Origin of the sequence: Streptomyces sp. NBC_01508 (assembly GCF_045040315.1) — a bacterium.
GTDB lineage: Bacteria > Actinomycetota > Actinomycetes > Streptomycetales > Streptomycetaceae > Streptomyces.
Genome location: NZ_CP109419.1, coordinates 4,941,716 through 4,968,181 on the forward strand (window position 1 = coordinate 4,941,716; position 26,466 = coordinate 4,968,181).

General features: G+C 70.5%; 23 protein-coding genes and 1 pseudogene. 7 read left to right on the top strand and 17 right to left on the bottom strand.

The features are described from left to right. Positions 1 to 74: 74 nt before the first annotated feature. The 5 genes from OG700_RS23045 to OG700_RS23065 form a co-directional block, all read right to left on the bottom strand. Positions 75 to 1,160 (bottom strand): C40 family peptidase, encoded by a 1,086-nt coding sequence (locus OG700_RS23045; RefSeq protein ID WP_405616493.1) that lies wholly within the window; start codon positions 1,158 to 1,160, stop codon positions 75 to 77. Positions 1,161 to 1,222: 62 nt separating this feature from the next. After that, positions 1,223 to 1,705, bottom strand: a complete 483-nt coding sequence (locus OG700_RS23050; RefSeq protein WP_354607488.1) for a poly-gamma-glutamate biosynthesis protein PgsC/CapC — start codon at positions 1,703 to 1,705, stop codon at positions 1,223 to 1,225. Continuing rightward, a complete protein-coding gene (gene pgsB, locus OG700_RS23055; protein ID WP_405616496.1) occupies positions 1,702 to 3,396 on the bottom strand; it encodes a poly-gamma-glutamate synthase PgsB in 1,695 nt (564 codons plus the stop codon). The genes OG700_RS23050 and pgsB overlap by 4 nt, the downstream gene beginning before the upstream one ends. Positions 3,397 to 3,402: 6 nt before the next feature. Then, positions 3,403 to 5,826, bottom strand: coding sequence for a HAMP domain-containing protein (locus tag OG700_RS23060; RefSeq protein ID WP_405616498.1), 2,424 nt, complete (start codon positions 5,824 to 5,826; stop codon positions 3,403 to 3,405). Positions 5,827 to 6,113: 287 nt separating this feature from the next. Beyond that, a complete protein-coding gene (locus tag OG700_RS23065) occupies positions 6,114 to 7,418 on the bottom strand; it encodes a CapA family protein (RefSeq protein WP_405616500.1) in 1,305 nt (434 codons plus the stop codon). Positions 7,419 to 7,480: 62 nt separating this feature from the next. On the opposite strand from OG700_RS23065, the gene OG700_RS23070 reads away from it, so the two are divergent. The 3 genes and pseudogenes from OG700_RS23070 to OG700_RS23080 form a co-directional block, all read left to right on the top strand. Further along, positions 7,481 to 8,482, top strand: a complete 1,002-nt coding sequence (locus tag OG700_RS23070; protein ID WP_405616502.1) for a hypothetical protein — start codon at positions 7,481 to 7,483, stop codon at positions 8,480 to 8,482. A gap of 38 nt (positions 8,483 to 8,520) precedes the next feature. Beyond that, a complete protein-coding gene (locus OG700_RS23075; protein WP_405616504.1) occupies positions 8,521 to 8,913 on the top strand; it encodes a VOC family protein in 393 nt (130 codons plus the stop codon). A gap of 107 nt (positions 8,914 to 9,020) precedes the next feature. Continuing rightward, positions 9,021 to 9,355: pseudogene (locus tag OG700_RS23080) on the top strand (DUF6879 family protein); the annotation flags it as partial. A gap of 407 nt (positions 9,356 to 9,762) precedes the next feature. Here OG700_RS23080 and OG700_RS23085 read toward each other — a convergent pair. The 5 genes from OG700_RS23085 to OG700_RS23105 form a co-directional block, all read right to left on the bottom strand. Then, on the bottom strand, positions 9,763 to 10,140 hold the full coding sequence (locus OG700_RS23085) for a hypothetical protein (protein WP_405616506.1): 378 nt from the start codon (positions 10,138 to 10,140) through the stop codon (positions 9,763 to 9,765). 95 nt (positions 10,141 to 10,235) lie between these two features. After that, entirely contained in the window at positions 10,236 to 10,433 is a 198-nt protein-coding gene (locus OG700_RS23090; protein WP_405616508.1) for a hypothetical protein, read from the bottom strand. 420 nt (positions 10,434 to 10,853) lie between these two features. Continuing rightward, complete coding sequence (locus tag OG700_RS23095; RefSeq protein WP_405616510.1) at positions 10,854 to 11,024, bottom strand: hypothetical protein; 171 nt, start codon at positions 11,022 to 11,024, stop codon at positions 10,854 to 10,856. Continuing rightward, positions 11,021 to 11,233, bottom strand: a complete 213-nt coding sequence (locus OG700_RS23100; protein WP_405616512.1) for a DUF397 domain-containing protein — start codon at positions 11,231 to 11,233, stop codon at positions 11,021 to 11,023. Before OG700_RS23100 ends, OG700_RS23095 begins: the two co-directional genes overlap by 4 nt. Before the next feature lie 5 nt (positions 11,234 to 11,238). Next, a complete protein-coding gene (locus tag OG700_RS23105; RefSeq protein WP_405616514.1) occupies positions 11,239 to 12,117 on the bottom strand; it encodes a helix-turn-helix domain-containing protein in 879 nt (292 codons plus the stop codon). Between the two features lie 263 nt (positions 12,118 to 12,380). Here OG700_RS23105 and OG700_RS23110 point away from each other — a divergent pair, with 263 nt between their 5' ends. The 3 genes from OG700_RS23110 (at position 12,381) to OG700_RS23120 (ending at position 13,891) form a co-directional block, all read left to right on the top strand. Then, positions 12,381 to 12,824 (top strand): ATP-binding protein, encoded by a 444-nt coding sequence (locus tag OG700_RS23110; protein WP_405616517.1) that lies wholly within the window; start codon positions 12,381 to 12,383, stop codon positions 12,822 to 12,824. Then, positions 12,821 to 13,303, top strand: coding sequence for a DUF6415 family natural product biosynthesis protein (locus OG700_RS23115; protein WP_405616519.1), 483 nt, complete (start codon positions 12,821 to 12,823; stop codon positions 13,301 to 13,303). The genes OG700_RS23110 and OG700_RS23115 overlap by 4 nt, the downstream gene beginning before the upstream one ends. Positions 13,304 to 13,501: 198 nt before the next feature. Further along, complete coding sequence (locus tag OG700_RS23120) at positions 13,502 to 13,891, top strand: hypothetical protein (protein WP_405616521.1); 390 nt, start codon at positions 13,502 to 13,504, stop codon at positions 13,889 to 13,891. 224 nt (positions 13,892 to 14,115) lie between these two features. Here the strand turns inward: OG700_RS23120 and OG700_RS23125 are convergent, their stop codons facing one another. The 3 genes from OG700_RS23125 to OG700_RS23135 form a co-directional block, all read right to left on the bottom strand. Further along, a complete protein-coding gene (locus tag OG700_RS23125; RefSeq protein WP_405616523.1) occupies positions 14,116 to 15,321 on the bottom strand; it encodes a methyltransferase domain-containing protein in 1,206 nt (401 codons plus the stop codon). A 319-nt stretch (positions 15,322 to 15,640) separates the two neighbouring features. Continuing rightward, complete coding sequence (locus OG700_RS23130) at positions 15,641 to 16,552, bottom strand: MerR family transcriptional regulator (RefSeq protein WP_405616525.1); 912 nt, start codon at positions 16,550 to 16,552, stop codon at positions 15,641 to 15,643. 168 nt (positions 16,553 to 16,720) lie between these two features. Beyond that, a complete protein-coding gene (locus tag OG700_RS23135; protein ID WP_405616527.1) occupies positions 16,721 to 17,230 on the bottom strand; it encodes a hypothetical protein in 510 nt (169 codons plus the stop codon). A 357-nt stretch (positions 17,231 to 17,587) separates the two neighbouring features. On the opposite strand from OG700_RS23135, the gene OG700_RS23140 reads away from it, so the two are divergent. Then, positions 17,588 to 18,961 (top strand): DUF2716 domain-containing protein, encoded by a 1,374-nt coding sequence (locus OG700_RS23140; protein ID WP_405616529.1) that lies wholly within the window; start codon positions 17,588 to 17,590, stop codon positions 18,959 to 18,961. A gap of 39 nt (positions 18,962 to 19,000) precedes the next feature. Here the strand turns inward: OG700_RS23140 and OG700_RS23145 are convergent, their stop codons facing one another. The 4 genes from OG700_RS23145 to OG700_RS23160 all read right to left on the bottom strand — a co-directional run bounded on the left by OG700_RS23145 (position 19,001) and on the right by OG700_RS23160 (position 26,167). Next, complete coding sequence (locus OG700_RS23145) at positions 19,001 to 21,019, bottom strand: serine/threonine protein kinase (protein WP_405616531.1); 2,019 nt, start codon at positions 21,017 to 21,019, stop codon at positions 19,001 to 19,003. Between the two features lie 245 nt (positions 21,020 to 21,264). Then, positions 21,265 to 24,927: a hypothetical protein gene (locus tag OG700_RS23150; RefSeq protein ID WP_405616533.1), complete on the bottom strand. Its 3,663-nt coding sequence runs from the start codon at positions 24,925 to 24,927 to the stop codon at positions 21,265 to 21,267. Then, positions 24,924 to 25,712 (bottom strand): hypothetical protein, encoded by a 789-nt coding sequence (locus tag OG700_RS23155; RefSeq protein ID WP_405616535.1) that lies wholly within the window; start codon positions 25,710 to 25,712, stop codon positions 24,924 to 24,926. The genes OG700_RS23150 and OG700_RS23155 overlap by 4 nt, the downstream gene beginning before the upstream one ends. Beyond that, on the bottom strand, positions 25,709 to 26,167 hold the full coding sequence (locus OG700_RS23160) for a hypothetical protein (protein WP_405616537.1): 459 nt from the start codon (positions 26,165 to 26,167) through the stop codon (positions 25,709 to 25,711). Before OG700_RS23160 ends, OG700_RS23155 begins: the two co-directional genes overlap by 4 nt. Positions 26,168 to 26,466: the final 299 nt, after the last annotated feature.

A 26,466-nucleotide genomic window follows, 5' to 3' on the forward strand; every position in this document is an offset into this window, starting at 1 on the left:
GCCCGTCAGTCCCGGTCCGCGTCCCGTCCGCGACCGCGTCCGCGACCGTGTCTCCGTCCGCGTCCGAGTCCCGCTCAGAGGCGCTTCGCGCTGCGCAACGTCTTCGCGTAGTAGCCGTTGCCGTCCAGCCGTGACGTCCCGCCCTTGTCGCCGATCGTCGGGCCGTTGACCTCCTCGCGGCTGGAGACGAACATCTGGTGCCCGTCGGTGTCCACGCCCATGTAGATCCCGACATGGTCCAGCCGCTCCTTGGTGCGCGCGTCGAGCTTGAAGAAGACCAGGTCGCCCGGCTGGAGGACGCTGATCGACTTCGGCCGCTCGTACGGCGGCGCGCCCCCGGACAGCTTGATGATGTCCGCGCCGGTCTTCGAGCGGGCCATCCCGTTGGCGGTACGCGGCAGGCCGTCACCGCTCTTGTCGTTGGCCATCAGCGGGAACCGGCCCCGGTAGCCGAAGACCGTCCTGATGAAGCCCGAGCAGTCCATGGAGCGGTAGCGGTGCTCCTCCGGCTGGATGGTGGTGCCGTCGCGGAAGGTGTACGGGATGCCCAGGTAGTCGTAGAAGTCCGACTGTTCGAGCCGGTAGTCCGCGCCCTCTCTGCCGTCGGGGTTGATCGGGCCGAAATCGGCGTCACCGGCGTACGGGGTGCCCTCGCCGTCCTCCTTGACCGGGGCGCCCTCGGCGTACTGGAAGGAGTACGCGAACAGGTCGTCCTCCTCGCTGCCGAAGAACTCCTCGAACCAGTCCTTGAACCACTTCTCCTTCTGCCCTTCCTTGATCCACGGCTCGGGCATCAGCCGCACCCAGTTCTCCGTCACCACCCGGGACTTGGTGCTCGTCGGCTCGGAGAAGGTACGGCTCGGCCCGGTCAGGGTCGCCGTGCGCGCGCCGTCAGTGAACGTGGCCAGCACCGCCCCGCTGTCGGAGCGCAGCACGGAGCGGGCGGGGTTCTTCAGCCGCTCCCACTTCTGCTCGCCGGACTTCACGTCCCCGGCGGACGTCAGGTCCGGGGTGTCCGTGATCGCCTGGACGGCGGGCGCCTTCGCCTGCTCGTCCTTGCGGAGTTCGACGGTGAGGTACGCGCTGCCGGCGAGCAGCGCGAGGACGGTGGCCGCGTGCAGGACAGGGCGTCCGCCGCGCTTCTTTGCCTTGGCACTCATGAGAGGTCAGCTCCGGAGGGTCCAGGAATGTGGGGTATGTGGGCGGCCGGTCGGCCGGCCGGTCACGTGGTGGGCAGGGCGCCGAGCAGGATGCCGGCGGTGAGGACGACGTACGCCATGAGCGTGACCGTGCCGGTCGCGAGGATGGTCGCGCCCTTGGGCTGGCGGACGAGCTGGTACGCGATCAGGCCGGGCACGATGAAGCCGAGCGTCTGGTTCGCGTAGAGCAGGGGGAATTCCAGCGAGAGCACGAACATCACGGTCGCCTGGAGGAGCACGCCGATGAGGACGACGGCGGAGAACAGCCGCTTGCCGTAGAGGATCACGAAGCGCTGGACGAGGAGTGTGCTCACGTACGTCAGCACGGTCACGCCGACGACCATGGCGGCGCGCTGAAGATCTTCGACGAGGGTCAGCGCCAGCCAGCCCGGGGTGATCATGCCGCCGGGGGAGAGGTTGGTCGTCAGGTAGCAGATCAGGGAGAACATCAGGCCCAGGCCGATGCCTATCGCGGCGATCTCGGGCGTGAGGACTGCGGGGATCAACGGGGTTCTCCAGGATTCTGCGGGGAGTGGCCGTACCGGTGGGGGTGGTGGGGCTGCTGTTCGGGTGTGGGCTCGTCCCCGGCGGTGGTCGGCATCCGTACGGGCTCGAAGGGGCCGCGCGGCCGGCCCGGCTGCTGCTGCTCACCCGCCGGGCGCTGGTAACGCTGCTCGTACGCCTCGGGGTAGGGCTGGTAGGGGTCGATGTGCGGCGAGTAGCGGTGGAGCGTCAACGTCTCTTCGTGGCGCGGGTGTTGACCGGGGTTGGGGGAGGCCGGCGACGCCGGTGAGGCCGGCGCCGGTGGTTGGGCGGTCAGCCGGGCCACCAGTTCGGCGGCCGGTTCGATCGCGCGCCGGGCGGGCTGCGCCGCTACGACCACCGGAATCGCCGCCGTCGCGGTCATCGCCGCCGTCGCGGCACGTTCACCAGCCGCGTCCGGCACCGCGACCGCCGTCGACGGAGCCGACTTCAGGTCCGGATCCGGGGCGGGGCCGGGGTCGGGGTCCGGCGTCTCGTCCGCCGGCAGCTCCGCCAGCTGTTCCAGCAGCAGCTCTCCCTGACCGTGGATGTTGCCGATCGCGACCAGCGACGAGTCCGGCCCGAGCCGCGACAGCAGCTCCCGCATGAACTCCTCCGGATCGCGCTTGTCACCGCCCAGGTCCACCGCCCGCGAGCGCCACTCCGCCGGAATCGCGTCGATCGCGCTCTTCGCCGGGTGGCCGATGACGAACACCTGGTCCGGCTGGAGGCCGGGGACGATCTCGCCCATCTGGCCGTTGCGCTCGACGCGGTCGGGACGGCAGTTGATGACGACGTTCAGCGGGCGGGCGATCGCGCCCAGGTCGAGCAGCTGGTTGATGTTCATCAGCGTCGACTCGGGGTCGTTCGCCGCGAAGACGTTCGCGAACCGCAGCCGCTTCCCGTCCGGCGTGAGATACCGCTCGACCGACAGCACACCCGGGTCCGGCGGGGCGTCGTACATGCCCTGGAGCGCCGTCTCGCGCTCCACGCCCAGCAGTTCGGCCACCTTCAGCGCGATGGACACGTTCTCCTTGAAGGTGAACCAGCTGAAGCCGCGCAGCTCCTCGTCGCTGACCGTCTCCGGATCGGCGTAGATCAACTGGCAGTTCCGCGCGTCCGCCTCCTCCTGGAGGATGTCGAAGCGGTCCTTCTCCGCCGTGACGCAGATGCCGTCCTCCGGCATCGAGCGCGACAGCGAGCGCGCCACGTCGTCCAACGTCGGCCCCATCTCGGCCAGATGGTCCTCACGGACGTTGCACAGCACGCCGATCGTGGAGCGGATCAGCTTGGACTGGTTGATCTCCTGGAGCGCCGGCATGACGGCCATGCACTCGATGACCAGCGCGTCCGGGTTGTACGACGCGGCGCGCCGGACGATCCCGATCTGCTCCACCACGTTGGCGATGCCGAACTTCCGGTACACCGGCTCCTCGGTGGCGTCGGGGTGGATGAAGCGGGCGGCCGTGCCGGTGGTCTTGGCGACGGTGGTCAGGTCGCCGCCGCGCAGCGCGCCCGCGCAGAGCCGGGTGATGGAGGACTTGCCGCGGATGCCGTTGACCAGTACGCGGGTGGGGATGCGGTTCAGGTTGGTGAAGTGGCGGCGCTGCTCGACGACGCCGGCGACCAGCAGGAACGCGCAGCACACCAGCAGCACGGTGTAGAGGAAGAGCACGGTCGGTCAGTTCCTTCCGGCGGGTGTGTGCGCGGGTGTGTGCGCTGAGGTGTGCGCAGAGGTGTGCTCAGAGGTGTGCGCGGGGGCGGCGGTGGGGGCCGTCGCCCCCGCACCGTCCCGTTTGCGTTGTTCGAGCACCTGCTGGCGCAGCAGTTCCAGGGAGCGGGCGATGGCGCCGACCTCGTCGTGGTGGCGCGGGTAGAGCACGGTGCGGCGGTCGCCGCCCGCCAGCGACTCGGCCTGCTTCGCGACGTCGCGCAGCGGCCGTACGACGACGATGTGCAGCCAGCCCAGGCACGCGGCGGCGGCGGTGACGCCGAGCAGGCCCGCCAGGATGGTGCGGTTCTGGAGGCTGTACTCGGGGATCGCGAGTCCGGCGGCCGGCTGCCAGCTCACCACCATCCAGTTGAGCGACTTGGCCGCGCCGCCGCCGACGAACGGGGCCGCGCCCGCGACCTGGACGCCGCCGCCGTCGCGGTAGACGACCGCGCCGGCCCGGGCGCTGATGCCGGTCTTCTGGCTGGTGCCTGCGGCCAGCTCCGTCAGCCGTGCCGAGGGCAGGTCCTCGAAGGCCAGATAGCCCGAATTGCCGCCGAGGACACGGCGTTCGGCGTCGACGACACGGATCTCGCCGAGCCCCGGCCGCTTGAGGAGGGAGTTGATGAAGTCGATCCGGAACTCGCCGACGACCGTGCTGCCGTCGCGTCCGGGCAGCTCGGCGTAGCTCGCGATGACGGGTTCCGTGCCGGAGTCGTTGAGGACGGTGATGGCGTCGGTGAACGGCCTGCCGTCCTTGCCGGCGCCTTGCTCGCCCTGCTCGTCCTCGGGGAGTCGGGGGGACTCGCCGGACCGGGCCAGGATCTCCCCGTCGGCGGCGCGTACGTACAGGGAGCGGTAGCGCGTGTGGTCGGTACGGGTGCGGTCGAGCACCTTCGTCATGTCCTCGGGCGAGGTGCGCTCGCCGAGCAGACCGGCGACGGACACCAGGTCCGCGTGGCCCTCGTTGAGCGAGCGGCGCACCCGGTCGGAGAGGGTGTCGGTGCGTTCGCGCTGGTCGTTGGTTATCTGTTCCGGTACGACGGCGGTGGCGTCGGCCCGGTTGACCAGGAGCAGCATCGGGGCCGACCAGACGAGCAGCAGGATGCCGCAGACGGCGAGCAGGGCGCGGGCGCCGATCCGGCCCCGGCGGCCGGTGCGTGGTGCCGTACCACCGCCGGACGTGCCCGCCCCGGCCTCGTCCGGGTCGGAACGCTCCCCGAGGAGCTGGCGGCGCAGCCGCTCCAGCGCCTGCCCGATCCGGGCGGCCTCGCCGTGGCGCGGCACCCGCACCGGCCGGGTGAGATCGCCCCGGGTGAGCCGCCGGCTCTCCAGGAACAGCCGCAGCAGCGGCCGTTGGACCGTACCGAGCAGGACACCGACCGCGAGCGCGCCGATCAGCAGCAGCGCCCCGGCGGCGAGCAGCCCGAACAGCGGGTCGGTCACCCGGGTCGGGTCCTCGGCCACGTCCACCATGGCCACGACGGTCAGTCCGAGGGACGTGGCGACGGTGCCCTTGCCGGGCTCCGGGCCGGTGAGGGCCGCGTAACCGGCGATGGCGCGGTCACCCTGGAAGGTGTCGCCGCGCAGACTGCCGCTGACCCCCAAGTAGCCGCCCGCGCCGGGCTCGTTGGCCTTCAGGGGGTGCTCGTCGGCCCGCTTGGCGGCGACCTTCGCGAACGCCTTGAGCTGCTTCTTCGAGCGCTCGACGCCGGTGCGCTGGTCCTCGGTGAGTACCTGCTCCGTCTCCGGGATGCCGTCACTGCTGAGGATGCGCCCCGTGCTGTCGATGACGGCGATGGAGCGGAACTTGCCGAGGCTGATGCCGGGGAAGCGCAGGCTGCTGGAGGCGATGAGCAGTTGCTGGGGCTGTCCTTCCCAGGACAGCAGCTGGAGGGAGAGGAGCCGGGTCTCGCCGTTGGCGAGGCGCACCATACGGGGGCTGAGCCCGCCCTTCTCGGAGAGCTTGGCGGTGTCGATCGCGGCGACGGGCACGTTCTCGCCGCGTGCCGCGAGCATCCGGCCCGAGGAGATCTCGACGACGGCGGTGCCCACCCACTTCTGGTAGACGCTGCCGATCTTGTCGACCACGGCGTCCGGCTGGGCCGGGTCTCCCGCGTTGAAGAGTCCGGCGGTTCTGGCCAGGTCGGCGGCGCTCTCGTCGATGGAGGCGCGCATGGCGACCGCGCCGTCCTCGGCGAAGTGCCGCTGCGAGGTCATGACGGCCTTCGGTACGGAATCCTCGCCGGCGCGGCCGAAGCCGAGGGCGGTGATTCCGGCGAGCGAGAGCAGCAGCGCGGACAGGATCGCGATGGGTGGGCGGATACCGCCCAGGAGGGACATGTCGGCACGCCTGCGGACCTTGTGCCGTCGCTTCGCGGGCGAAGCGGCCATGAGCGTTCCCTTTCGGGTGTTCGTGTTCGTGTTCGGCCGGCGCTGTGCGTGCGTGGGGGCGCGCGGAGAACAACCCCAGCTGGAAGGGTCCGACTCGCATGCCTTGGGGAAGGTTGCACGAAGAGTGACGGGTGTGATCTACGCGACGTTTGGACCGGGTGATTCCGTCAACGCGCGCAAGCGCGGTCGGGTGGACCCGGTCCGCCGAACGGCGCCTGCTCCGTCCGGCGCTCATTCGGTCCGGCGCTCGTTCGGTCCGGCGCTCGTTCGGTCCGGCGGTTCGCTCGTCAGTCCGGCAGGTCGTTCAACGGCCGCAGCCCGTCCTTCGAGGCGCCCCGGTTCAGCATCGTGCCCCGGGTCCGTTCGAAGGCGAGCCGGTACTGGGCGCGCTCCTCGACCGACAGATCCTTGTCCGCGCGCAGCGCGCCCGCGATGTCCAGCAGCCGGTGGTCCGTCGCCGCGCCCGCGTCACCGGCGTCGCTCCCCGTACCGCCCGTACCGCCCTCGCCGCCCTGGTCCTCCTGGTCCTCCGGCGGGATGGTGACGAAGGTCGGCACGTACCGCGCCTCCACGTCCCAGCCGCCCCCGCCCCCGGACTTCTTGTGGAACTCGAACCAGCCGATGACGCCTTCCTCGGTCAGCCCGGACGGCACGTCGTGCCGCGCGAGCTGGTTCCCGAGGCCGTACGCGATCCAGGTGCCGGCCACCTTCTCCATCGGCTGCACCACATGCGCGTGGTGGCCGATGACCAGGTCGATCCCGGTCTCCTTCGCGATCCGCCGGCCCAGTTTGAGCTGCGAGGCGCTGGGGTCGGGGTGGTGCTCGCGCCCCCAGTGGATGCTCAGGATCACCGCCTCCGCCCCCGCCTTCCGCGCGGCCTTCTCGGCGGAGGCGATCGCGTCGAAGGAGTTCGGGTTGGTGATCCAGGGCTTGTCGGCCGGTATCTCGCGCCCGTTGAACCCGAAGGCGTACGACAGCTGCGCGACCCGTACCCCCTTCACGTCCACGATCAGCGGCTTCGCCCCCTCGGCCGCGCTGCGCGCGGAGCCGGTGTGCTTCAGCCCGGCCGCGTCCAGGGCGCCCAGGGTGCGGTTCACGCCGCCGACGCCGTCGTCCAGCGTGTGGTTGGAGGCGGTCGAGCAGGTGTCGTACCCCGTCTCCTTGATCGCGGTGGTGATCTGCGGCGGCACCAGGAAGTCGGGGAAGCTCCGGAACGGGCCCTTCGGCCCTGCCACCACCGGCTCGAAATGGCAGATGGCCAGATCCGCCTTGCTGACGACGGGCTTCACCCCCGCCATGATCGGCCCGAAGTCGGGGTCGGCGACATCGGCGCCGACCTTCTTGCCGACCGCCTCGGGGACCTCGGTGACACCCGCGTCCCGGTACGCCTGCTCGGTCAGCTGGGGGTGGATGAGGATGTCGCCCGCCGCGGCGACGGTGAACGCCGGGTCCCCCTTCGGCTCCGCGGCGTCGCTGTCGCCGCCGACGAGGGAGCAGCCGGCGGCGGTCGTCGCGAGGAGCGCGAGCACGAGTGCGACGGTGCTCCGGGGCAGGCGGCGGCCTCGGGAGGAGGTCTGTATGTGTGGTGTCACCCTGATATTTTCTCTCGAACATGAGCCCCGATCCGACCAAAAAGATAACGGTGCCGACAAACGTGGCGCGAACCGCCCTGTTCGTCGCGCTCCTCGTGGCGGCGGTAGCCGTGGTCGTCCCGGCGCTCGACCGGCCCCGCACCGACGCCCCGGCCCCCGGCCCCGGCCCGACCGACGGCGCCCCGTCCGGCCTGGCCGGCCTGGCCGGCCTGGAGCGCCGGCTCGCCACGTACGCCACCGAGGTCGTCGCCGACGCCCGCTACCGGCCCCCGGACCGCGCCGAGCGCGAGACCCTGGCCGAGGGCGTCGCGCTGTACGTGGACGGCGAGCACGCGCGGGCCGCGCGCCGGCTGGCCGAGGTCGACTTCGGCGTACGGATCGTGCGGGACGCGCCGCGCGAAGTGGACGGGGGCAGAGACGGACCCGGCCGCCGTTACGCGGAGATCGCCGACCGTACGGACGAGACCCGGCGCGGCTGGGGCCGGGTCTACATCGACCTGGACACCGCGCCGCGCTACAGCGTCCAGGTCCCGCACCCGGTCGCCGACGCCTACACCGACCGGCTCGGCGCGGGCGTCCTGCGCGCCGCTCCCGGCGGGGTCCTGGTCATCGCGGGCGCCCACCGCCGGGCGGGCGAGGGGAACGCGGCCGATGTCGCCCACCGCCGGGACACCGTCTTCCACGCGGTCACCGGCGAACTCGTCGCCCGTGGCCTGCCCGCCATCCAGGTCCACGGCTACGCCGACCGCAGCGTCCCCGGCCGCGACCTCGTGGTCTCCACCGGCGCGGGCACCCGCGCCCGCCCCCAAGGGCGCACGCTCGCGGGCGCGTTGGGCGACGACGGGTTCCGGGTCTGCCGGGCCTGGGAGGACGAGTGCCCGCTCGAAGGCCGTAACAACACCCAGGGCAGGCTCGCCGCCGCCGAGGGCGTGCCGTTCCTGCACGTCGAGGTCAGCCGCACCGTCCGCGACGACGCGGCACGCACCGCGCGGGCGGTCGCGGCGATGGCGACGGCGGTACGGGAGTGGGGCGAGCCCGACGAGTCGTCGCCCGGCGCGAATTGAGCTGCGGACACGTCATCGCCTGATGCAGAGTGACCGCCATGACTTCTCGCGTAGGACATGTGACCATCGACAGCACCGACGCCTTCCGGCTCGGAACCTTCTGGGCCGATGTGCTCGGCACGACGGTGGCGGACGACGACAAACCGGGTGACGACGAGGTGCTGGTGGTCGCCGACGGCATCACGCTCCTGTTCGTGGAGGTCCCGGAGGCCAAAACGATCAAGAACCGCGTCCACGTCGACCTCGAACCCCAGAACGGCACCCGCGAGGAAGAGGTCGAACGGCTCCTGGCCCTGGGCGCCACCCTGGTCGAGGACCACCGGGTCCCCGACGGCCGGGGCTGGGCGACGCTGGCGGACATCGAGGGCAACGAGTTCTGCGTGGAGCGCAGCAAGGCCGAACGCGCGGCGGCCGCGGCTGCGATGAGCTGAGCTGAGGGGCTGCCGGGTTGGCACGTTCGGGCAAGCACCTGGCCTCCGCTGCGGACGCACGGCAACACTGGCCGTACGGAACGTCACTCGCACCGGAGGTGGACATCATGGCCCTGCGCAGACTCGGCAAGGCACCGACGTTTGACGAGCTGTTCCGGAATTGCCGAAGTTCGGCAGTACATCTGGAGATGCGCGACGGATACATGAAGTCGGATCCCGTCTTCATCGACTGGCACGCCGGCCGGCGCATCGACCCGGCAGAACGCTGGCCCGAGTGGCACGAGTTGGTGTCCGAAGCGACCGGCCGGGGGTGGCGGTACGCCGGGCGCGCATCGTTTCGGAACCCGTCAGCGAATACATCCGCTTCGAGTACGAGGTGACGGAAGGACTGAACATCTCCGCCGGAGAGAAGGTCCATTGGCTCTCACGTCGTCACGCGACCGGCAAGAACGCCGGACTCACCGCGCGGGGGTTGGCCCGGCAAGCCGACTGGCATGAATCGAAGTGCTCCCGCTTCGAGAGCGGCAGCCGACGCCCATAGTCGTGGCCCGATGGGCGCCGATGCGGCAGCGGCGTACATTGCCGCAGCGACGGCGGCCGACCGGCGGACCAATCACGCCTCCAGCGCACCTTCGGCGCGCTGTCCCCGTCCACCGTGCGCGCCAAGCACCGGGCGGAGAACGGAGCCTCCGGCAGGGTTCTGCTGAAGACGGGGTTCACGCACACGGGAACGGCAGACGGCTTCTCGCGGTACATGGGTGTCGGCTGCTTCCGGGAGGGAAGCAGCCCACAGGGCCGATGCTGGAACTCCTCGTTAATGCCCGAGGCGGCGTCATCGCAGAGTTGGACCTACAGGAGCAGGAACACAACGACGGTCGCAAAGGTCAACACCAGCACCGCGTAGAGGTTGATCTTCCACTTCGGGATCTCGTACTCCTCGCCGAGCCGGGCCTTCTCCGCGATCTTCCGTACCTCCGGCCTCATGGCGACGAGCAGGAGAGCCAAGGAGAGCATGCAGGTCGAGAAGATGACGAGAGCCTCTGTCTCCACATGGCCTCGTATACGGCTGTGCCCGATGACGGATATGGCTCCGAGGGCGGGGGCGATCAGCGAATACAGTGCGGCTCTCTTGTTCCTTACGCAGAAATAGACCGCTGCGACGAACAGCGCGGGAGTGACCAGGGCCACGATCCACCACTGCTCCACCGTCAGGTCCGCTGCCTTCACTTCTTCTCTCCCGCCCACTCGCCTCGTGGCAATTCCAGGAACTATTGTCCGGTCCCTCCCGGCGCTCCCGGCCTCCTCAGCGTGTCATTCCGCTGCTACCTGGGCTTGGGCAGGTCGAGCTTCGCCCGCAGGTCCGCCAATCCCTGAGTACGTTCGTCGTCGCGGGTGTCCTCGACATGTTCGTGCAGCGTGAGGACCAGCCTGCGACCGCGCTCGTATCGTTCGTCGCTCCAGGCCTTCAGCCGCTCCAGACCCGCGTGTACGGGTTCGAACGTCGCGGGGAACAGGAACAAGCAGATGTCGGCGAGAGCGGGAGTGCTGACCTCCCGCTGGTGCGGGCGGACTCGAAGGGCCGGATCACGTCGCCCTCGCTCACACCGCTGTTCTCTATCTGATCGTAGACGAGATCCAGCCATGGGTCACTCGCCAGCAACTCGCCGAACCGCACGGCGACCCAAGGGTGCGGCCCCTTGTCACCGCCTCTGGCCGGATGGGGACTCGCCGTCCGCGTACGCGAGTACCTTGCTCGCTCGCTCCTTCTCGTTCTGCCCAATGAGGATGTGCCCTTCGAGATGAGCCGCACAGCCCGCGAACAGCGGGCCGGCCGCACCGCGCTCGGCCTGGGCATAAACCTCTGCCGCCAGCACGCTCGTTGAGCATCACGGGAACCAACACCGACGCAGTTGCCCCCCAACTCCGGCCGGACTCGCCGCTCACACCGATCGGCGAACTGCGCCCGGCGGTGGCTCGCCCGCATACGCCTCGGCGGGCGGTACCGGCTTCGTGTAGACGGCGGCAAGGGCGCGCAGCGCGTTCTCCTGGGCGACGCGCCGTTCCTCCACCCACTGCGCCCGCAGGAACGCCACCAGCTCATCGTCCGTCACGGGAACTCGCCGTCGGCGAGGGCGTGGACGAAGGTGGTCCAGGCGGTGGCGGTGAGGACGAAGGCGGGGCCGTGGGGGTTCTTGGAGTCGCGTACGGCCATGGCGGGGCCGGGGAGTTGGGCGCCTTCGACGCAGGCTCCGCCGTGGTCGTTGCTGTAGCTCGACTTGAACCAGTCGGCGCCGGACAGCATGCCAGCCGTGGTCGTCATCGGTATCAATGCTCCTTCATCGCCTTCTTGATCATGCTCAGGGACTCCTGCGGCCCGAGAGCGATGGCTTGCAGCTCGCTGAACGCTTCCTCGTGCAGCTCTACATCCGACTGGCGTCGACACACCCAGGCATCGGCCAGGTTCTCGAAGTAGATGATTGGCTTGAGAGCGTCACGGTCATGGAACTGAAGTGTGTGGAAAGCCCCGTTCATCCCCGGGTGGGCACCTGCCTTGAAGGGCACCACCTGGACCCTGACATTGGGGAGCGCAGCCACGTCAACAATATGCGTGAGCTGCGCTCGCATGACCTCCGGGCCTCCCACCTGCCGGTGTAGCACGGCCTCGCTCATGATCGCCGCGAATTTCAGCGGCGCCTCCCGGCGTAGCGCCTCCTGCCGTGTCATTCGCACGGCCACCATGCGGGCGATCTCCTCTTCGCTGAGACCTTGGTGCGCGCTCTGATGGGTCGCGCGCATGTACGCCTCGGTCTGGAGCAGACCGGGGACGAACTCGGACTCGTAGTTGTGCAGCGCGACGGCCGTGGCCTCCAGACCCAAGAACGCCCTGAATCCGGGGGAGATGACCGGTCGGTACTCCGTCGACTGCCACCAGTCGCGCTTTCGCTTGGTGACGGCCGCGTACCCTTTCAGCTGCTCCCTTGTCTCCTCGTCCGCCCCGAAGATCTGGCAGAGCGCCATGACATCGACCGGTTCAACGACCGAGTTCTCTCCCGTCTCCAGCCGGGTGAGCTTCGACGGACTCCAATAGAGCTGCCTGACAACCTGAGTTGATGTCAGCCCGGCCTTCTGCCTGAGGTGCCGTAGTTCGTTGCCCAGGTGCAAGCGGCACAGGGCCGGGGCTGCCGACTCGATGTCCGTGATCATCTGCTGTCCTCTCGGAGCGTTTTCCAGTGTGTCGACGTTGCTTCCACCCCCGCAAGGAACTTTCTGCGCAATAGCGGGAGCCGCTGCTCCCCGGCGTGAAAACCCCCTGCGTGGCGGCTGATTCACGGAGATTCCCGCACGCAGAATTCGGCTGCGAAGTCCCATCCGTGATGCATCTGGTGCGAGGCTATACACGCAGCTCACTCAGCGCAGTTAATTCAACGCATTGCGTGAGCATGGAGATTCGACGACAAGGACTCCCGATGCCCCCCATCACGCGTAGCGCAACTCCCGCCCCACCCACCGCAGTCGACATACACGACGCCGTCCGCCTCAGCATCTCGTTCCGCCCCCACACCCGCCGCGTCGCGAATCTGCGCCGTATCGCCGGCGCGCTCCTGCTGGAGGGCGGTATCGGTCAGGACGCGGTCGAGACCGCGCAGCTCCTCGTCAGCGAGATCGTCGGCAACGCCGTGGTGCACGGCCGCACCGACCGTGTCCGGTTCTCGCTCTCGTACGACCGGAGCGGCGATGTGCTGATCGAGGTGGATGACGGCTGCCCCGCGCGGGTCGAGGTCCGTAATCCGGCAGCCGACGACGAGACCGGCCGGGGACTGCTGCTCGTCGCCGCGCTCGCGCACACCTGGGGGCGGCGCGGTACCTGCACGTGGTGCACGGTCGACAGGCGGGAGGTGCCCGCCTCATGACGGCCAACCGCCGTACGCCCGGCACCCATTGGCGGCAACGGCCGCTGAGGTTCGCCCAGGACTCGGAGACGCTGCGCCGTCTCCTCGCCGCCCTCAACCGTCACCACGCCGAGGAGCCGTGCCGACAGGTGCCCGCCGCCCCGCTCGACTCCGCGGCCATCTCCCGCACGGTCACCGAAGCTCTCGCCTTTCAACTCCCGCTGCCCGAGCGCGCCTGGGTGGACATGACCACACTCAAGCTCCGGGGCCATCTGCAACTCCTGCTGAGTGAGTTCGACGGGGACGCCGACGCCCCGCCGGCCCGCACCCTCCACGGGGACGCCTACCGGCTGCTCGCCCTGTGCGACAGCTTCGACGCGACGGCCCCGTTCCTGCACGCGTACGAGCTGATGCGCGCTCTGGCCGAGACCACCCGCTCGTTCGCCGACCTCCACGAGGAGCGCCAACAAGCCCAAGCCGCAAAGGAATCGGACGAGTGAGCAACGCCAAGGCCCAAGCTCTCTACCTCATTTCGGTCACCGCTGTCGGCGGTTCGATCGTCATGGCGCTGTGGCGCGGCTGCTGACTGCTGCGGCCGAACACAATTGCTCCGCGATCGAGCCACCCAGTGGGCACAGGGCCACGGCTGGACGGGAGACGTCGACGCCAATGACGTACACGGGGTGCCGAAACCGCGCGTGCTCGACGTGCACGAGTGGGCTGAAGGTGAATGGCGCCGCCAGCGCGCCGAGGTGATGACGCTCGTGCCCGGCACACCGTGCTCGCCCACCGACACCGCACAGCCGGGCCTCGACCCGTCCGAGGACTGGTGGCAGGGCCTCAACGAGGCTCTCCGTGTCCTCGCCGCCACCCCCACCGAGCGCGTAAGTATCGATCAGATCAAAGTCGACCGGCGCGTCCAGGCCGCCTTCGGCACTGATGCCGAAACCGGGATTCAGCGTTGGGAGACCGTGCACGGCGATCTGCACTGGGCCAATCTCCTTACCCCCTGGCCATCCTGGACTGGGAACTATGGGGCTGTGGCCCTGCCGGTACGGACGCCGCCACGCTCTACTGCTACAGCCTGACCGCCCCCGAACTCGCCGCGAAGGTGCGTCACCGCTTCCCTGTGCTCGACACTCCCGATGGACGCCGCGCACAGCTCTACGTCGCCGCCCGCCTGCTGCACCGTGCGGAACTCGGTGATCACCCCGAACTCGTGGCACCTGTCCGAAACCTGGCATCGAAACTCCTGCACATGCCCGCCGGCTAGAGCCTGTCATCTCGATCACCGCTGTCGGCGGCTCGATCGTCATGGCGCTGTGGCGCCGTTGCTGAACGGCAGGAAGCCCGACGGATCGTCCAGCCACGGGCGGGTGCTCCCGTCCCGGTCCACAGTCAGGCCGAACCGGTCGAAGTCGGGCCTTCCGTACTCGATCCACCAAGTGAGGGCTCGCTCCACCTCGTTCCAGAGGCGGCGCGGGCCCGACTGGTACACGGTGGCGTCCGGCGTATCGGCGCTGAAGACGACGGCCGCCCACGAGCGGCTGAGGAAGTCGAAGAACCATGCCTTGGCGTCACCCGCTTCGTCCGATGCCCCTGTGTTGACGACATGGGCGCAGTCGGGCACGCAGAGGCCCGTGACGAAGTACGGCGTGTCGTAGCGATCTCCAAGATCCGCCAAGGTGAACGAAGTTCGGGACACCTGGGCATCGCCGGGGAACTCCTGGACGTGCTCACGGAACAGGTCCCAGTCGAGGCGTTGATCCCGCAGCTTCATGAATTCGACCATGCGCAGGAACGGCCCGACGGCCCGGCCGTCCTCGCCCACGGTCAGCCGAACCAGTGCGTCCTGGTTGCTGTAGTGGGTGCCCCAGGGGGCGAGGATGATCCCGCCCGGCCGCGTCTGCTCCAGCCACGCGGCCGGCAGGCGTCGTACACCTGCCGTGACGATCACACGGTCGTACTGTGCCCCGGTCGGCCAGCCGTCGGCCCCCTCCCCCACAACCACTCGTGGGCTGAACCCGGCACTGGCCAACGCGTCCGAGGCCCGCGCCGCGACCGCGGCGTCGATCTCGACGCTGACCACGTTGTCGCCGCCGAGCCGGTGGGCGAGAAGTCCGGCGTTCCAGCCGGTGCCGGTGCCCACTTCGAGTACCCGCGTACCGTCGCTCACGTTCAGATCCCGCAGCATGGATACGACGACCGACGGCATGCTCGCGGAACTGGTCCCCACGGTCCCCGGCCCCGTGCCGGTGTGCTGCCCGTCGTCCCACTGGGTGACCAACGGGACATCCCTGTACGCGGCCCGTTCCCAGCCGCCGGGGTTGTCGCTTCTGGACAAGGAGTGACTGCGACCGGTCGCCATGTCGTACGCCCAGAAGAGATCCGGCAGGAACCGCGATCGCGGTACGGCCCTGAGCGCTTCCGCCCACTCGGGCGTCAGGACTCCCATGTCGAGGAGATACCGCGCCAGTTCATCGCCGGCGCGGCCTTCCCCGTCAGACCCGAGCGTCACTTGCGGTGCTTCCCGTCACCCTCCGGCGATCCACCATCTGGAGGCGGCGGGGGTGGCGGCGCCCAGGGCTGACCCGGCAGATTGTCCTTCTTCTCGTCCTCCCCGTTGTCCCTGTCCAAGCACATCGGCCCAACTCTCATCGGCGTCTCCCTCGCGGCTTCCAACGGTGCCGAATGTCCGACAGATATGTCATCTCGTTCTGTCAGTGAAACAGTCCGCGACCGCCGCCATGAAGCATTGGCGTCCTCTCGCCACCGCACCGTTCAACGACCGCTCTCCGCCCGGGATTCCACCAGGCCACCGAGGGCCAGGCCGTGTTTCAGGTACCGGATGAGTCCTGGGCGGAGAGTTCTTCGGCCAGTTCCATACAGCGCAGGCGGGCCGGGGAGAAGTCGTAGGGCATCTTGCCGATGGCTTCGAAGGCGCTCATGGAGCCAGACTCCCGACTGTCAGAGCTGAGGTCGGCCTCGGCCTCGTCGTCATCGGCGGTAGCGGGGTGCAGAGTGTCCCAGGCGTCGAAGAGGGCATCGTCGTCCTTGTCCAGGCCGGACTCCTCGATGACGGCATGCAGGGCGCTTTCGAAGGCGTGCCGCTCGACGGCCACTTGAGCCACCCGTGGATCATCGACGGCGACGCCGTCATCGAGTGCCTCCTCGGCGTCATCGATGCGGTCGGAGTCCTCCCGCAGCGTGGGATGCGTGGCCAGGACGACGAAGCGGGTGGCCTGGACGGCCGCGCCGAGCGGGCCGAAGATCCGCTCGGTGACCAGCAGACTGTCCAGGTCCGCCTGACGCAGGGAGCCCTTGGGCAGGCTCTTGAGGCGGTCGGTGACGAAGTCGGAGAGCAGGCCCATCCGGCTGCCTTCGGTGCGCATCCGCCGCACGGCGGTCCGCTGCCGCCGCGATTCCGCCTCCTGCTCGGCGAGGGTTTCCTCCAACCGCTCCAGGATGCCCGCCATACCGTCTCCGCTGTCCGCACCGGCGGGAGCCGTGGCGGTGGCGAAGGCGTCACGGATGTCGTCCAGGGCGATCCCGGCGTCGGCCATCTTGCGAATCCACAGCAGGCGGATCATGTCCTCGTACCCGTAGCGGCGGCGGTCGTCGCCGCCCCGCTCAGGCTCGGGGAGCAGGCCGATCTCGTGGTAATGGCGAATCGCCCGCGGCGTGCTGCCGGCGAAGGCCGCCGCGTCACCGATCTTGACCTGGCGGGGTGGCATGAAGGACGAATGCATGAGCGGGGACCTCTCCTCAAGGGACCGGGACGTAAGTCCACTGGTCAAGGGACCGGGACGTAAGTCCACCGGACCACATGCCGCTACGGAAGGTGCAACCCCGCACACACCGCCCCGCGCCAATGCCAGGAAACACGCCCTTCTTCCGCGATGACCGCAGGGCCGTCCCTATCGCGCGCCGCCGGTGATCCAGTGGGCCAGGGCCGCGGCGGTCTCGGCGGGACCGCGGCCGGTGGTGGTGAACTCCCTGTCCACCACGCCCCGGAGTTCTGCCGCGTCCTCGATCGCTTCCTCGATCTGGCCGGGCTCCCACCCGCGGGCGGCAAGGCGGTCGTGTCTGTCCGTGTCGGCGCAGTCGAGGCGCGCCCAGGCGGTGTGCGGCGGGCCGCCCGTGGTGTGCGCGGACGCGTCCAGCCATTCGGCCGGGGTCAGCGGGCACAGGATCAGGACGGGTCTGCCGGCCCGGAGCAGCATGGTCGCGATCTTCACCCAGAGCTTGTTGTAGGCGGGCCACACCGGGCTCGCCGAAGGCGAGGTGATGTCGATGCCCAGCAGCATGCCGTCCCGCTCCGGCAGCTCATCGAAGTCGACAGTGGCGAACGGGTATGCCGCCAGGTGTGGCAGGAGCGTGGACTTTCCGGCTGCGGGAGCACCGGTGACGACATGGAGCCTGGGCAATGTGGCCTTCCCTGGTGTGCGGTGCCGGGTCAACGGGCGTGTCAATCTACCGTCGTGGGGAAACCGCCGACTCCAGCTCCCGGGGTCCTCGGCTCGTAGGCCCGGAGGAGCTGATCGACGCCGCGCCGTACCGTGCTCGTCCGGATTCACGGAGTGCCCGGAGCGCGACCGAATTGCCCGCAAACGTCGCTTGGCGACTTTCGTGCCGTCGTGTCATGGCGTGGTGTCAGTTGTGCGGGGCGCGTGCGGACCCCGAGACCGGGGTCCGTGATCGTCGGGGGCGGCCCGCACCGACCGCGTCACTATTTGTGCCCCCGCCACCGGACAGGGCTTAGAGTTTCACCGGAGGACAAGGGGGTGGGCAAGGCGCCCAGAAGTGTGGACGAGTTGCTGGTGATCCACGATGAGCAACTGAGAGGCAGGGCTCCCGCGCGAGCGCCGATCGGCGCCGTGATCGAACACGACGGCCGGTTGGTGCGGACGCACTACGGCACGCACGGAACGATCGGCCACCGGCCCGATGCCCTGGCGGGAGATGTGGCAAGTGATCTGATCGACCGCCAACAGGCCTCATTCGCGGCGCGGTTCGAGCCCGTCGAGTGGAAGGTCTACGCCCACGATCCGGGGCCGAGCCTTGCCGAGAGGCTGACGGCCGCGGGCTTCACGGCGGGCTGGGAGCGCGCCGTGCTGGTCGCGGAGCTGGAAGCGATACCCCGCCCGGTGCACGGGGCACCCGGGACCGGAGTGCGTACCTTGGGGTACGGCGACGAACGGCTCTGGGACGAGGTACGCCGCACGGCGGCCGTATCCGGACCCCATCACACACCGCTGACGGAGCTGGAGGCGGACGGCCTGCTGCCGCACCGGGACTTCAACGTCGATGTCCTGAGAAGGGACGGGGCGGTCCTGGGCGCGGGATGGGCCTGTCTCGTCGACGACTCCGAGTTCGTCGCGATCGGCGGAATGACCGGCACGCACACGGAGTTGGTACCGGTCTGGGCGGCCTGGGCCAGGAACCGCTCCGGCAGCTCCGGCGGCTTCGGGGGCCGCGGCGCCGAGCGGCGCTACTTGGTCGCCGAGGCGGACGGTGCCCTGCGCGACGCGCTCCTCGCGATCGGCTTCCGGCAGATCACCACCGTACGGTCCTTCCACTGGACACCGGAGGGAACCCCCGCCACCACCCGCCCGGTGCGGATGCTGCTGCTCGGTCCCGAGTACGACGACATACACGGCCGGTTCGACGCCCGCTTCGACCTCAGGCCCAGCATCAGCCACTACCCGGGCATCACCGAGCCACCCGCCTCCGTCACCTGGCACGTCGGGAGCACCACCGGAACCCCGGCCGCCCGGCACCGCCCCGAACTCGACCGGATCATCCACCGCGGCCTCCGCGCCTGCGCCCGGCCGGGCGAACAGCTCTACTACGACGACCCCTACCACCAGGGCTACCGCTTCGACCCCCGCCGCGTCGACGGACCGGGCCGCCCCCGGTGGCCGGGCGTCGCCTACCGGGAGGGCGACTACGCGCTCTACCTCACATCCGACCTGCGGCTGGGCACATTCGGGCACCCCTGGGAGGAATCCCTCTGTGTCTTCGGCGCCGAGCTGCTGGCCGAGGTGGCGGACGAACTCACCGACCTGCTGGGCACGGTCATGCGCCGGGGCGGCCGTAACGAAGGCAACGTCTGGACCTTCGATTCCCGCGTCGTGCCGACCGGCCACGAGCCGTGATGCCGGCATGCCGTGATGCCGTGATGTCGGCATCACGGCTCAGTCGTACGCCTTCATGCACAGCAGCGTGGCGCCGTCGTCGACCTTCTGGGACCAGTAGGTGTTCGTGTCGTACTGCCCGGCGCGGCAGTCGGCGGTGGTGGTGCTCGCCGTCGCCCGGTAGATGGCCGTGATGACGAAGATGTCGTTGTACGCGTTGGGGACTTCCCTGTCCGTGCAGTTCACGGATGACAGCAGCGCGATGGTGGCGGAGCCCCCGCTGTTGTCGGCGAGCAGGCAGTCGCCGTTGTCGTACTGGCCTTCGAGGCAGAGCGCGGTCCGCTTCCCGCTGCTGCTGGAGTAGTACGACCAGGTCGCCTGGTCCTGGGTGTTGGTGCAGGATCCGGTGGTGCCGTAGACGCGCACGCGTGCGTTGCCGCACGAGGTCGTGTTGGGCTCTTCCTCGCTCCAGTCGTAGTTCTCCTTGCCTCCGTACCCGGTGTCGAAGACATCCAGGCAGTCCCCGACCGAGACGGCCTTGAAGGCGTCCTCGGTGGGGTCGGGCTCCGGCGAGCTGGGCTCCGGTTCCGGTTCCGGTTCTGGTTCCGGCTCGGGCGCGGGTTCTGGTTCGTAGTCGTCCGAGGCGCCGCTCGACGAGTTGGCGTCACCGTCGGAGCCGGACGTGGTGTCCAGACCGGAGCTGTATGTCGGCCGGGGGCTGCTCTCCGGACCGCTGTCGTCCTTGTCGCCCCAGGGCTGCCAGAGCAGCAGCCCGATGATGGCCACGGCCACGAACAGGCCGCCGCCCCAGCCACCGGAGCCGTTCGACACCTGCGAGGCGGAGGACGTGGCCGGGGTGGTGGACGTCGTCGGCCTCGTGGGCTTAGGCGTCGAGGTGGCGCCGTGGGTGGGGGGCTGAGGCCGCGCCCGCGATACGCGTTCGCGTTCCTCCCGCTCCCTGCGCTCCTTCCGCTTCTTCTGCTCCTTCCGTTTTCTCCGTTCCTTCTCCGCCCGTTCCTTCTCCGCCCGTTCCGCCGCCTCGCGCGCCTGCTCCTGAAGCTCGCGCTCCTCTTCCGGGCTCCGCCCCACCCGCGTCCGGGCGTCGGCCGCGTCGAAGTCGATCGTGCCGTCCTGGAGTTGGCGCCCCTGCTCCGCGTACTCCTCGATGAGCGCGGTCCATTCCGGCGGCAGCCACCGTGCGGACTGCCGGGTCGCGGCCGGCGCTCCGAGGTCGCGCAGGCAGTCCCGCAGTACGTCGGCGGGTGCGGGCCGCTCCCCGGGCTCGGCTCCCAGTAACGGGAGGATCAGCGGCTCCAGTTCCGGAGGCAGCCCTTCCGTGTCCAGCTCGGCGCGCTGGACGAGGGCCAGCAGTCCGATGGAGTGGTCGGTCTGCTCGTACGGAGGGCGGCCGACCGCGAGGAAGAAGAGCGTCGCGCCCAGCGAGTACATGTCGGACGCGGTGGTGGACTTCCTGCCGGATGCCTGCTCCGGGGACGTGAAGGGGAAGCTGCCGATCGTCGTCGCGGAGCTGGTCTGGTCGTGGGCGTGCGAGATACCGAAGTCGATGAGGCGGGGGCCGTCCCCGGTGAGCAGGACGTTCTGGGGTTTCACGTCCCGGTGGACGATGCCCACGCCATGCAGTTCGACCAGCGAACGGGCCGCCTCGGCCGCGACCCAGCGCACCGCGTCAACAGGCAACGTCCCTGCCTCGTAGACGAGTTCGGCCAGGCTGGGTGCCGGAATGAACTCGATGGCCAGCCACGGGCGCCTCGCCGTCGCGTCGGAGTCCAGAACCTTGGCCGTGGACGCGCTCTCGACGCGTCCGGCCAGCTCCACCTCGCGGGCGAACCGGTCCCGGTCCGGCCCGCTGACGAAGCCCTCGGCGAGGAGCGTCTTCACCGCGACCAGCGGATGGCGCACCACGGTTCCGGTGGGGCCGGCGGCACTCGCCGCCTCCGCCTCCCGCCGCGCGAGATAGATGCGGCCCATCCCGCCCGTGGCGATCCGCCGCAGCAATCGGTAGGGGCCGAGCTGCCGCGGATCGTTGGATTCGAGTGAGTAGAGCTTCATTCCGGACATGCGGCGTCACTCCCCATGTGCGTCCCCCGTCGGTGCTGATGTCCGCAAGTGCCCTGTGTGGTATGGGCCTTGAGCGATTATGTGGTGGAACCGCCCTACGAGACGAGAAGTTGGGGCAGTCCACGTGGCGGGCGAGAGCGCGGGCGCGGCGCGGGCGTCGGCGCGGCGTCGGCGCGGCCATGGCCGTCCGGCTGCGCGCACCGCGCGTGGAGAAGCGCCTGCCACGAGCGCGTCCTGACGGTCCGTCAGCAAGGCTCGGGAAAGGGTCTGCCGCCGCTGATGTGGCGGCTCCACGCGTCGGCCGCCGGGGCGTTTCTGGTGACGGCGCAGATCCGTTCGATGTCCTGCTTCAGGTTCATGTTCCAGAGCCGGATCATCTGGTCGTTGCCGCCGCTGGCCAGCGTTCGGCCGTCCGGGCTGAACGCGAGGGTGTAGAGGCTGCTGGAGTGGCCTTCCAGCGGTTCGCCCCGGGGTGCCGCCCGCTTCGGGTCGAAGACGTCCCACAGCCGCACCGTCCTGCCCTCGCGGGCCGCCAGTGTCCGCCCGTCCGGGCTGAAGACCAGCCCGCCGACGGAGTCCGTGGGGCCGGTCAGCGTCTTCAGCGCCCTGGGCCGCTTCGGGTCGGAGACCTCCCAGAGCCGAACCGCGTCCGAGCCGGCGGTGGCCAGGGTGCGTCCGTCCGGACTGAAGGCCAACGAGCCGACACGTGCGGCGCGTTCACTCAGCGGTTCGTCCGGGGGGCCGGGGCCACCCCGGCCGTGTCCGGAGACGTCCCACATCCGCGTCCGTCCGTCGTCGCCGGCCGTGGCCAGGGTGGGTCCGAGGGGGCTTCCGGGCGGGCTTCCGGGCGGGCTGAAGTCAAGCGCGTCGACCTCGTCGGTGGCCTCGCCCAGGGGCTGCCCCAGCACCTTGGTCCGGGCAGGGTCCGACACGTCCCACAGGAACACGGCACCCTCGCCGGCGGTGGCCAGTGTGCGGCCGTCCGGGCTGAAGTCCAGCGTGCAGGCGGCACCTTCGTGGCCGGTCAGCTTTCTCAGAGCCTTGGGGTGTTTCGGGTCCGAGACGTCCCAGAGCAGGACCGTCCGGTCGTGGCTGCCGCTGGCGAGCGTACGACCGTCGGGGCTGAAGGCCAGCGCGCACACGGTGTACGTGTGCCGGGTCACGGGCGGGCGCAGCGAAGTCGGCCGGGCCGGATCCCCGACGTTCCACCACCGTATCGACTTGTCGAAGTGGCCGCTGACGAGCGTACGGCCGTCGGGGCTGAACGCGAGGGCGTTGACGATGTTGGGCACGGAGTAGCCCAGGGTGCGGCCGGTGAGGAGACGGGCGGGGAGGTCCCAGAGCCGTATCGCCGTGCCCTGGTCGGCGCCGACCAGCGTGCGGCCGTCCGGGGTGAACGCGAGCGCGTCGACAACGGAGGGATGGCCGGCCAACGGCGAGCCGAGGGACGCGGGAGCGCTGCGGTCCGACATGTTCCACAGCCGGATCATGGAGTCACCGCCGCCAACGGCCAGGGTGTGTCCGTCCGTACTGAACGCCAGTGACTTCACGCCGCCCGTCAGGCCGGAGACGGGCCGGCCGACGGGCTTGACCCTGCTCGGGTCCGAGGCGTCCCACACCCGCAGCGTCTGGTCGTCGCCGCCGGTGACCACAGTGCGGCCGTCCGGGCTGCTCACCACCGCGCGCACCTGTCCGTTGTGGCCGGTCGAGCCCGCGCCCAGGGCTCTGGGGCGCTTCGGGTCCGACAGGTTCCACAGCCGGAAGTAGGACGTACTCGACGGACCGGTCAGCAAAGTGCGCCCGTCCGGGCTGAATGCCAGGTGTTCGACGTGCATGGCGCCGTTCATGGTCCGGCTCAGGAGTCCGGGTCTGGCGGGGTCGGAGACGTCCCACAGCCGGAGCCCCGGATCGGTGATGGGCGCCACCCCGCTGCTGGGGGAACTCCCCGTGGCCAGGGTGCGGCCGTCCGGGCTGAAGGCCAGGGCACGCACGGCCATCGTGGTCTTGGCGTAGCCGGGCAGGGGCGGGCCGAACGGCTTGGGCCGGTCCGGGTCCGCGACGTTCCACAGCCGCACCGCGCGGTTGTAGCCGCCGGTGGCCAGGGTGCGGTTGTCCGGGCTGAACGCCAGCGAGCACATCGCGCCGCCGAATCGGAGGGGCTCGCCCCGGGGTACCGGCCGGGAGGGATTCGACATGTCCCACAGCCGCACGGTGTTGTCGACGCTCCCGGTGGCCAGGGTGCGGCCGTCCGCGCTGACCGCCAGGGCGCAGATCCTGTCACGGTGAGCGGTGGCGGCGGGCGTCGACAGGGGGCTGTTCGCGGCGGTGGCCAGACGCGAGTAGGTGTCGCCGGTCGGGTTCATCCGGTGCGCGGCCAGGGCGAGTTGGGCCGCCGTGGACACGTCGGTGCCGCGCAGCCGGTCGGCGGTGGCGAGGGTCTGGTTGTACAGGACCAGGCCACGCTGGCGTTCGGCCGCCCGCTGTTCGGCACGTGCCGAGTCGTGCTGCTGGAGGGCGAACATCCCGGTCGCGGACGCCGCGATCACGAGCGCGGCCACGGCCAGGCGGCCGGTGCGCAGTCTTCGGGCGTACCGGTCGGCCTGTCTCAGGTTCGCGGCGAATCTCACCTCGCCGGGCTCGGGAGCCGCGGCGACGTCGAGCCGGTTCTCGTCCGGCGCGACGAGCCGTAAGCCCTTGCGGCGCGCGGCCAGCAGCTTGGCCTCCATGTCGGCGACCCTCAACAGGTCTTCGCCGCCGTCGAGCGCGCCGGTGACCGCGGTTCGCGGGCGTAATCCGTAGAAGACACCGCGGATCGCGGCCAGGCTGGGCCGGTGGGACGGCGGACGGCGTACGAGCTCACGCAGGCCGAGCGCGAAGGCCGCGCCGAGTGAGGGGCCGTCGATCCACGCGGGGGGTGTGGGCTCGTCGGACAGGACGAGGCGCCACAACACGCAGCGCCCCTCGCGGCGGGGTCCGGCCGCCTTCCAGGCGTGGCCCAGCGAGGCGGCGAACTGTCCGTTGGGGCTGCGTACTCCCGCCATCGTGCGTGGATCGGGGTACAACCCGGTTGGTCCTGAGGGGAGTTCGCGTAGTTCCAGAACGCCGGTGGCGCCCTCCGGGGCGGTCTGTCCCACGGGTTCGGCGGAGCGCCCGAACACCACCGGTACGCGGATGACGGGCCGCCGCCGCGGTTCCGCACCCGCCATCAGCAGGGCGGCGATCACGAGCATGTTCCTCGGGCCGTTCGACCCCTCGGTGGGAGGCAGCTCCCGAATCCGATCCACGACGGCCCGCAGCCCGGCCGCGACGCGCGGGGAGAGTCCGTCGAGCGCATGGCCGGACGGGTGCGCGAGCCCGGCGGTGGCGTCCGTCGAGATCAGTCCGCTGTGCCCCCACGCCTGGGACAACCGGGCCGTCGTCCCGTCGTGTTCCCCGTCGGGTCTCCCGCGCCGGTCCGGCGGCTCGCTCAGGGCCCGGCTCAGCAGCCACGCGTGCTCGGCGGGTGTGATGACGGAGCCGGCCGAGAGATCCGGCGTGGTGTGGTCTGGCGTGGTGTGGTCCGGCGCGGTGTGGTCCGGCGCGGTTGCGTCGAGCCAGGCGCGCAGATCCTCTCCGCGTCCGTCGAACAGCCAGGAGGGATCGGCACAGAAGGCCTCGCCGCAGCACTTCCACCACAACTGCCGCTCACCGAGCAGCTCTTGGGCGGCGGCCTGAGGGCTCGTCGCGCCTGTGAGTACGTCGTCGAGTGCCGCCCGCGCCGGGAGGAGGCCCGGCCCGGCACGCGCCCGGCGCCGAAGCGGTTGGCGCCGAAGCGGTCGGCGCCGTAACAGCCGGCGCGCCCTCGAAGCGCCCGGCTCACTCCCGCTGCCCGGCCCTTCGGGGCCGTGCTGACCGCCAACGGCCGTCACGCCAACTCGCCTTCGATGACGCCGCGCAGGTCGTCACCGACGAGCTCCGCCACCTGCCGCCAGGCGTCGCGGGTCGCCTCGTTGAGCGCCGCGCGGACCGAGCCCGCGACCGTCGCGGCATCCCAGGCGGTGCCCGACGTCACCGGAGCGGGAGCACACGCCGTCCACGCCGTCCCGGCGGAGAAGCCCGGGAGGCGGACGTAGGAGGCGGGCGGGCCGACCCTTCCCCGGGCCACCGGCACGAGCAGCACCTGCCCGGCGCCGTCCGCCGTGGCGTACTCGACGGTGGTCACCATCGGCCGTTGGGCGTCGACACCGCGCAGCACCAACTCCAGGCTGTACTCGGCGCGTACACCGGGCCGCAGGTCGGACGGCGGGCTGTCGCGGCGGCGCACCAGGAACCTGGACCGGCCGTCCGGGGCCGACGTTTCGAGGACCACCGCGTCCGATCCCGAGGCGGTCAGACCGCCCCCCGTCAGGAGCGGGGGAAGCGCGAACCACCCAGGGGCGAGCGGGCTCGCGTGCTGCCGGTTCCGGGGCTCGTCCCGCGGCGGAACCGGTCGCGACAGGCCGGCCGGAGTCTCGTACGCCGGTTCCGTCGCTGGTTCCGTCGCTGGTTCCGTACCGCGCCGCGACGGGGGGAGGTCCCGGCCGACGAACGAGGCCCAGATCCGCAGCCGCAGGCTGTTGCCCTCCCGGCCACGCCCGGGCGTGCGCGGCGGCTGAGGCGCCCGCCCGCCGGTGAACGACCGCCACCAGCGCCCGGCGAACACAGCCGCGCTCATGATGCCGCCTCACCGTCACCGGCGACCGCGGAGAGCCCCGGCGAACTCGCGGCACCCGTAGGTCCCGTAGGTGCCGCTGCACCCGGTTCGGACGCGGCGCCCCTCGGCTCGTCGCCCCCCGGCCGGCCGCGAAGGGCCTCGGCGGGGGTGGCCGCCCTGCCCACCTGGGCGAGGAGCGCGGGCGCGGAGGCGCCGACCATGACGGCCGCGTACATGCCGGTCACCTCCGTATGGAGGAGCCATCCGGCCGCGCCTCCCAGCGCCACGCGGAGGAGCGCCGCGAGGGAGTCCGCGAGTGGATCCACGAACCGGCCGACGTCGGGAAGCGCCTCGCCGTCGGCCCGCGCCGCGTGCCGTGCCTGCTGCCACTCACGAAGACGGCCGAGGGTCACGACCGCCTCAGCGATCAGCCCGCCACCCGCACCACACGCCGCGGCCTCGATCCACGTCAGCATTGACCCACCTGTCCGTCGTTGGGCGATTCCGTCGTGACCCACACGCTGACGTGCCGAAGCCGGTACTCGCCGCACCCGACCGCCGCCGCGTCTCCGCACTTCCATGATGCCCACAACATCCCCGTCTGTTCGGGGAATCCGACAGCGTCACCGAGGAACAGGCCCCGGACCGGGAGCGGTTCTCGCGGGCGTGTGTTCGCGTATCCGCACGTGCGTGTCACAGGACGTCGACAGCGACAACCGGGCAGGCGGGTTCCTCGCTCCCGTAGTACGAACGGACCGCCCATCCGCCGACCGCA

What these genes read in the sequence shown, in the direction of transcription:
- OG700_RS23110 (WP_405616517.1), top strand. Translation starts at nt 12,381, where the DNA reads ATGCCCCCCATCACGCGTAGCGCAACTCCCGCCCCACCCACCGCAGTC.
- OG700_RS23115 (WP_405616519.1), top strand. Translation starts at nt 12,821, where the DNA reads ATGACGGCCAACCGCCGTACGCCCGGCACCCATTGGCGGCAACGGCCG.
- OG700_RS23100 (WP_405616512.1), bottom strand. Translation starts at nt 11,233, where the DNA reads ATGACGACCACGGCTGGCATGCTGTCCGGCGCCGACTGGTTCAAGTCG.
- OG700_RS23045 (WP_405616493.1), bottom strand. Translation starts at nt 1,160, where the DNA reads ATGAGTGCCAAGGCAAAGAAGCGCGGCGGACGCCCTGTCCTGCACGCG.
- OG700_RS23155 (WP_405616535.1), bottom strand. Translation starts at nt 25,712, where the DNA reads ATGAGCGCGGCTGTGTTCGCCGGGCGCTGGTGGCGGTCGTTCACCGGC.
- OG700_RS23060 (WP_405616498.1), bottom strand. Translation starts at nt 5,826, where the DNA reads ATGGCCGCTTCGCCCGCGAAGCGACGGCACAAGGTCCGCAGGCGTGCC.
- OG700_RS23105 (WP_405616514.1), bottom strand. Translation starts at nt 12,117, where the DNA reads ATGATCACGGACATCGAGTCGGCAGCCCCGGCCCTGTGCCGCTTGCAC.
- OG700_RS23130 (WP_405616525.1), bottom strand. Translation starts at nt 16,552, where the DNA reads ATGCATTCGTCCTTCATGCCACCCCGCCAGGTCAAGATCGGTGACGCG.
- OG700_RS23160 (WP_405616537.1), bottom strand. Translation starts at nt 26,167, where the DNA reads ATGCTGACGTGGATCGAGGCCGCGGCGTGTGGTGCGGGTGGCGGGCTG.
- OG700_RS23075 (WP_405616504.1), top strand. Translation starts at nt 8,521, where the DNA reads ATGACTTCTCGCGTAGGACATGTGACCATCGACAGCACCGACGCCTTC.
- OG700_RS23145 (WP_405616531.1), bottom strand. Translation starts at nt 21,019, where the DNA reads ATGTCCGGAATGAAGCTCTACTCACTCGAATCCAACGATCCGCGGCAG.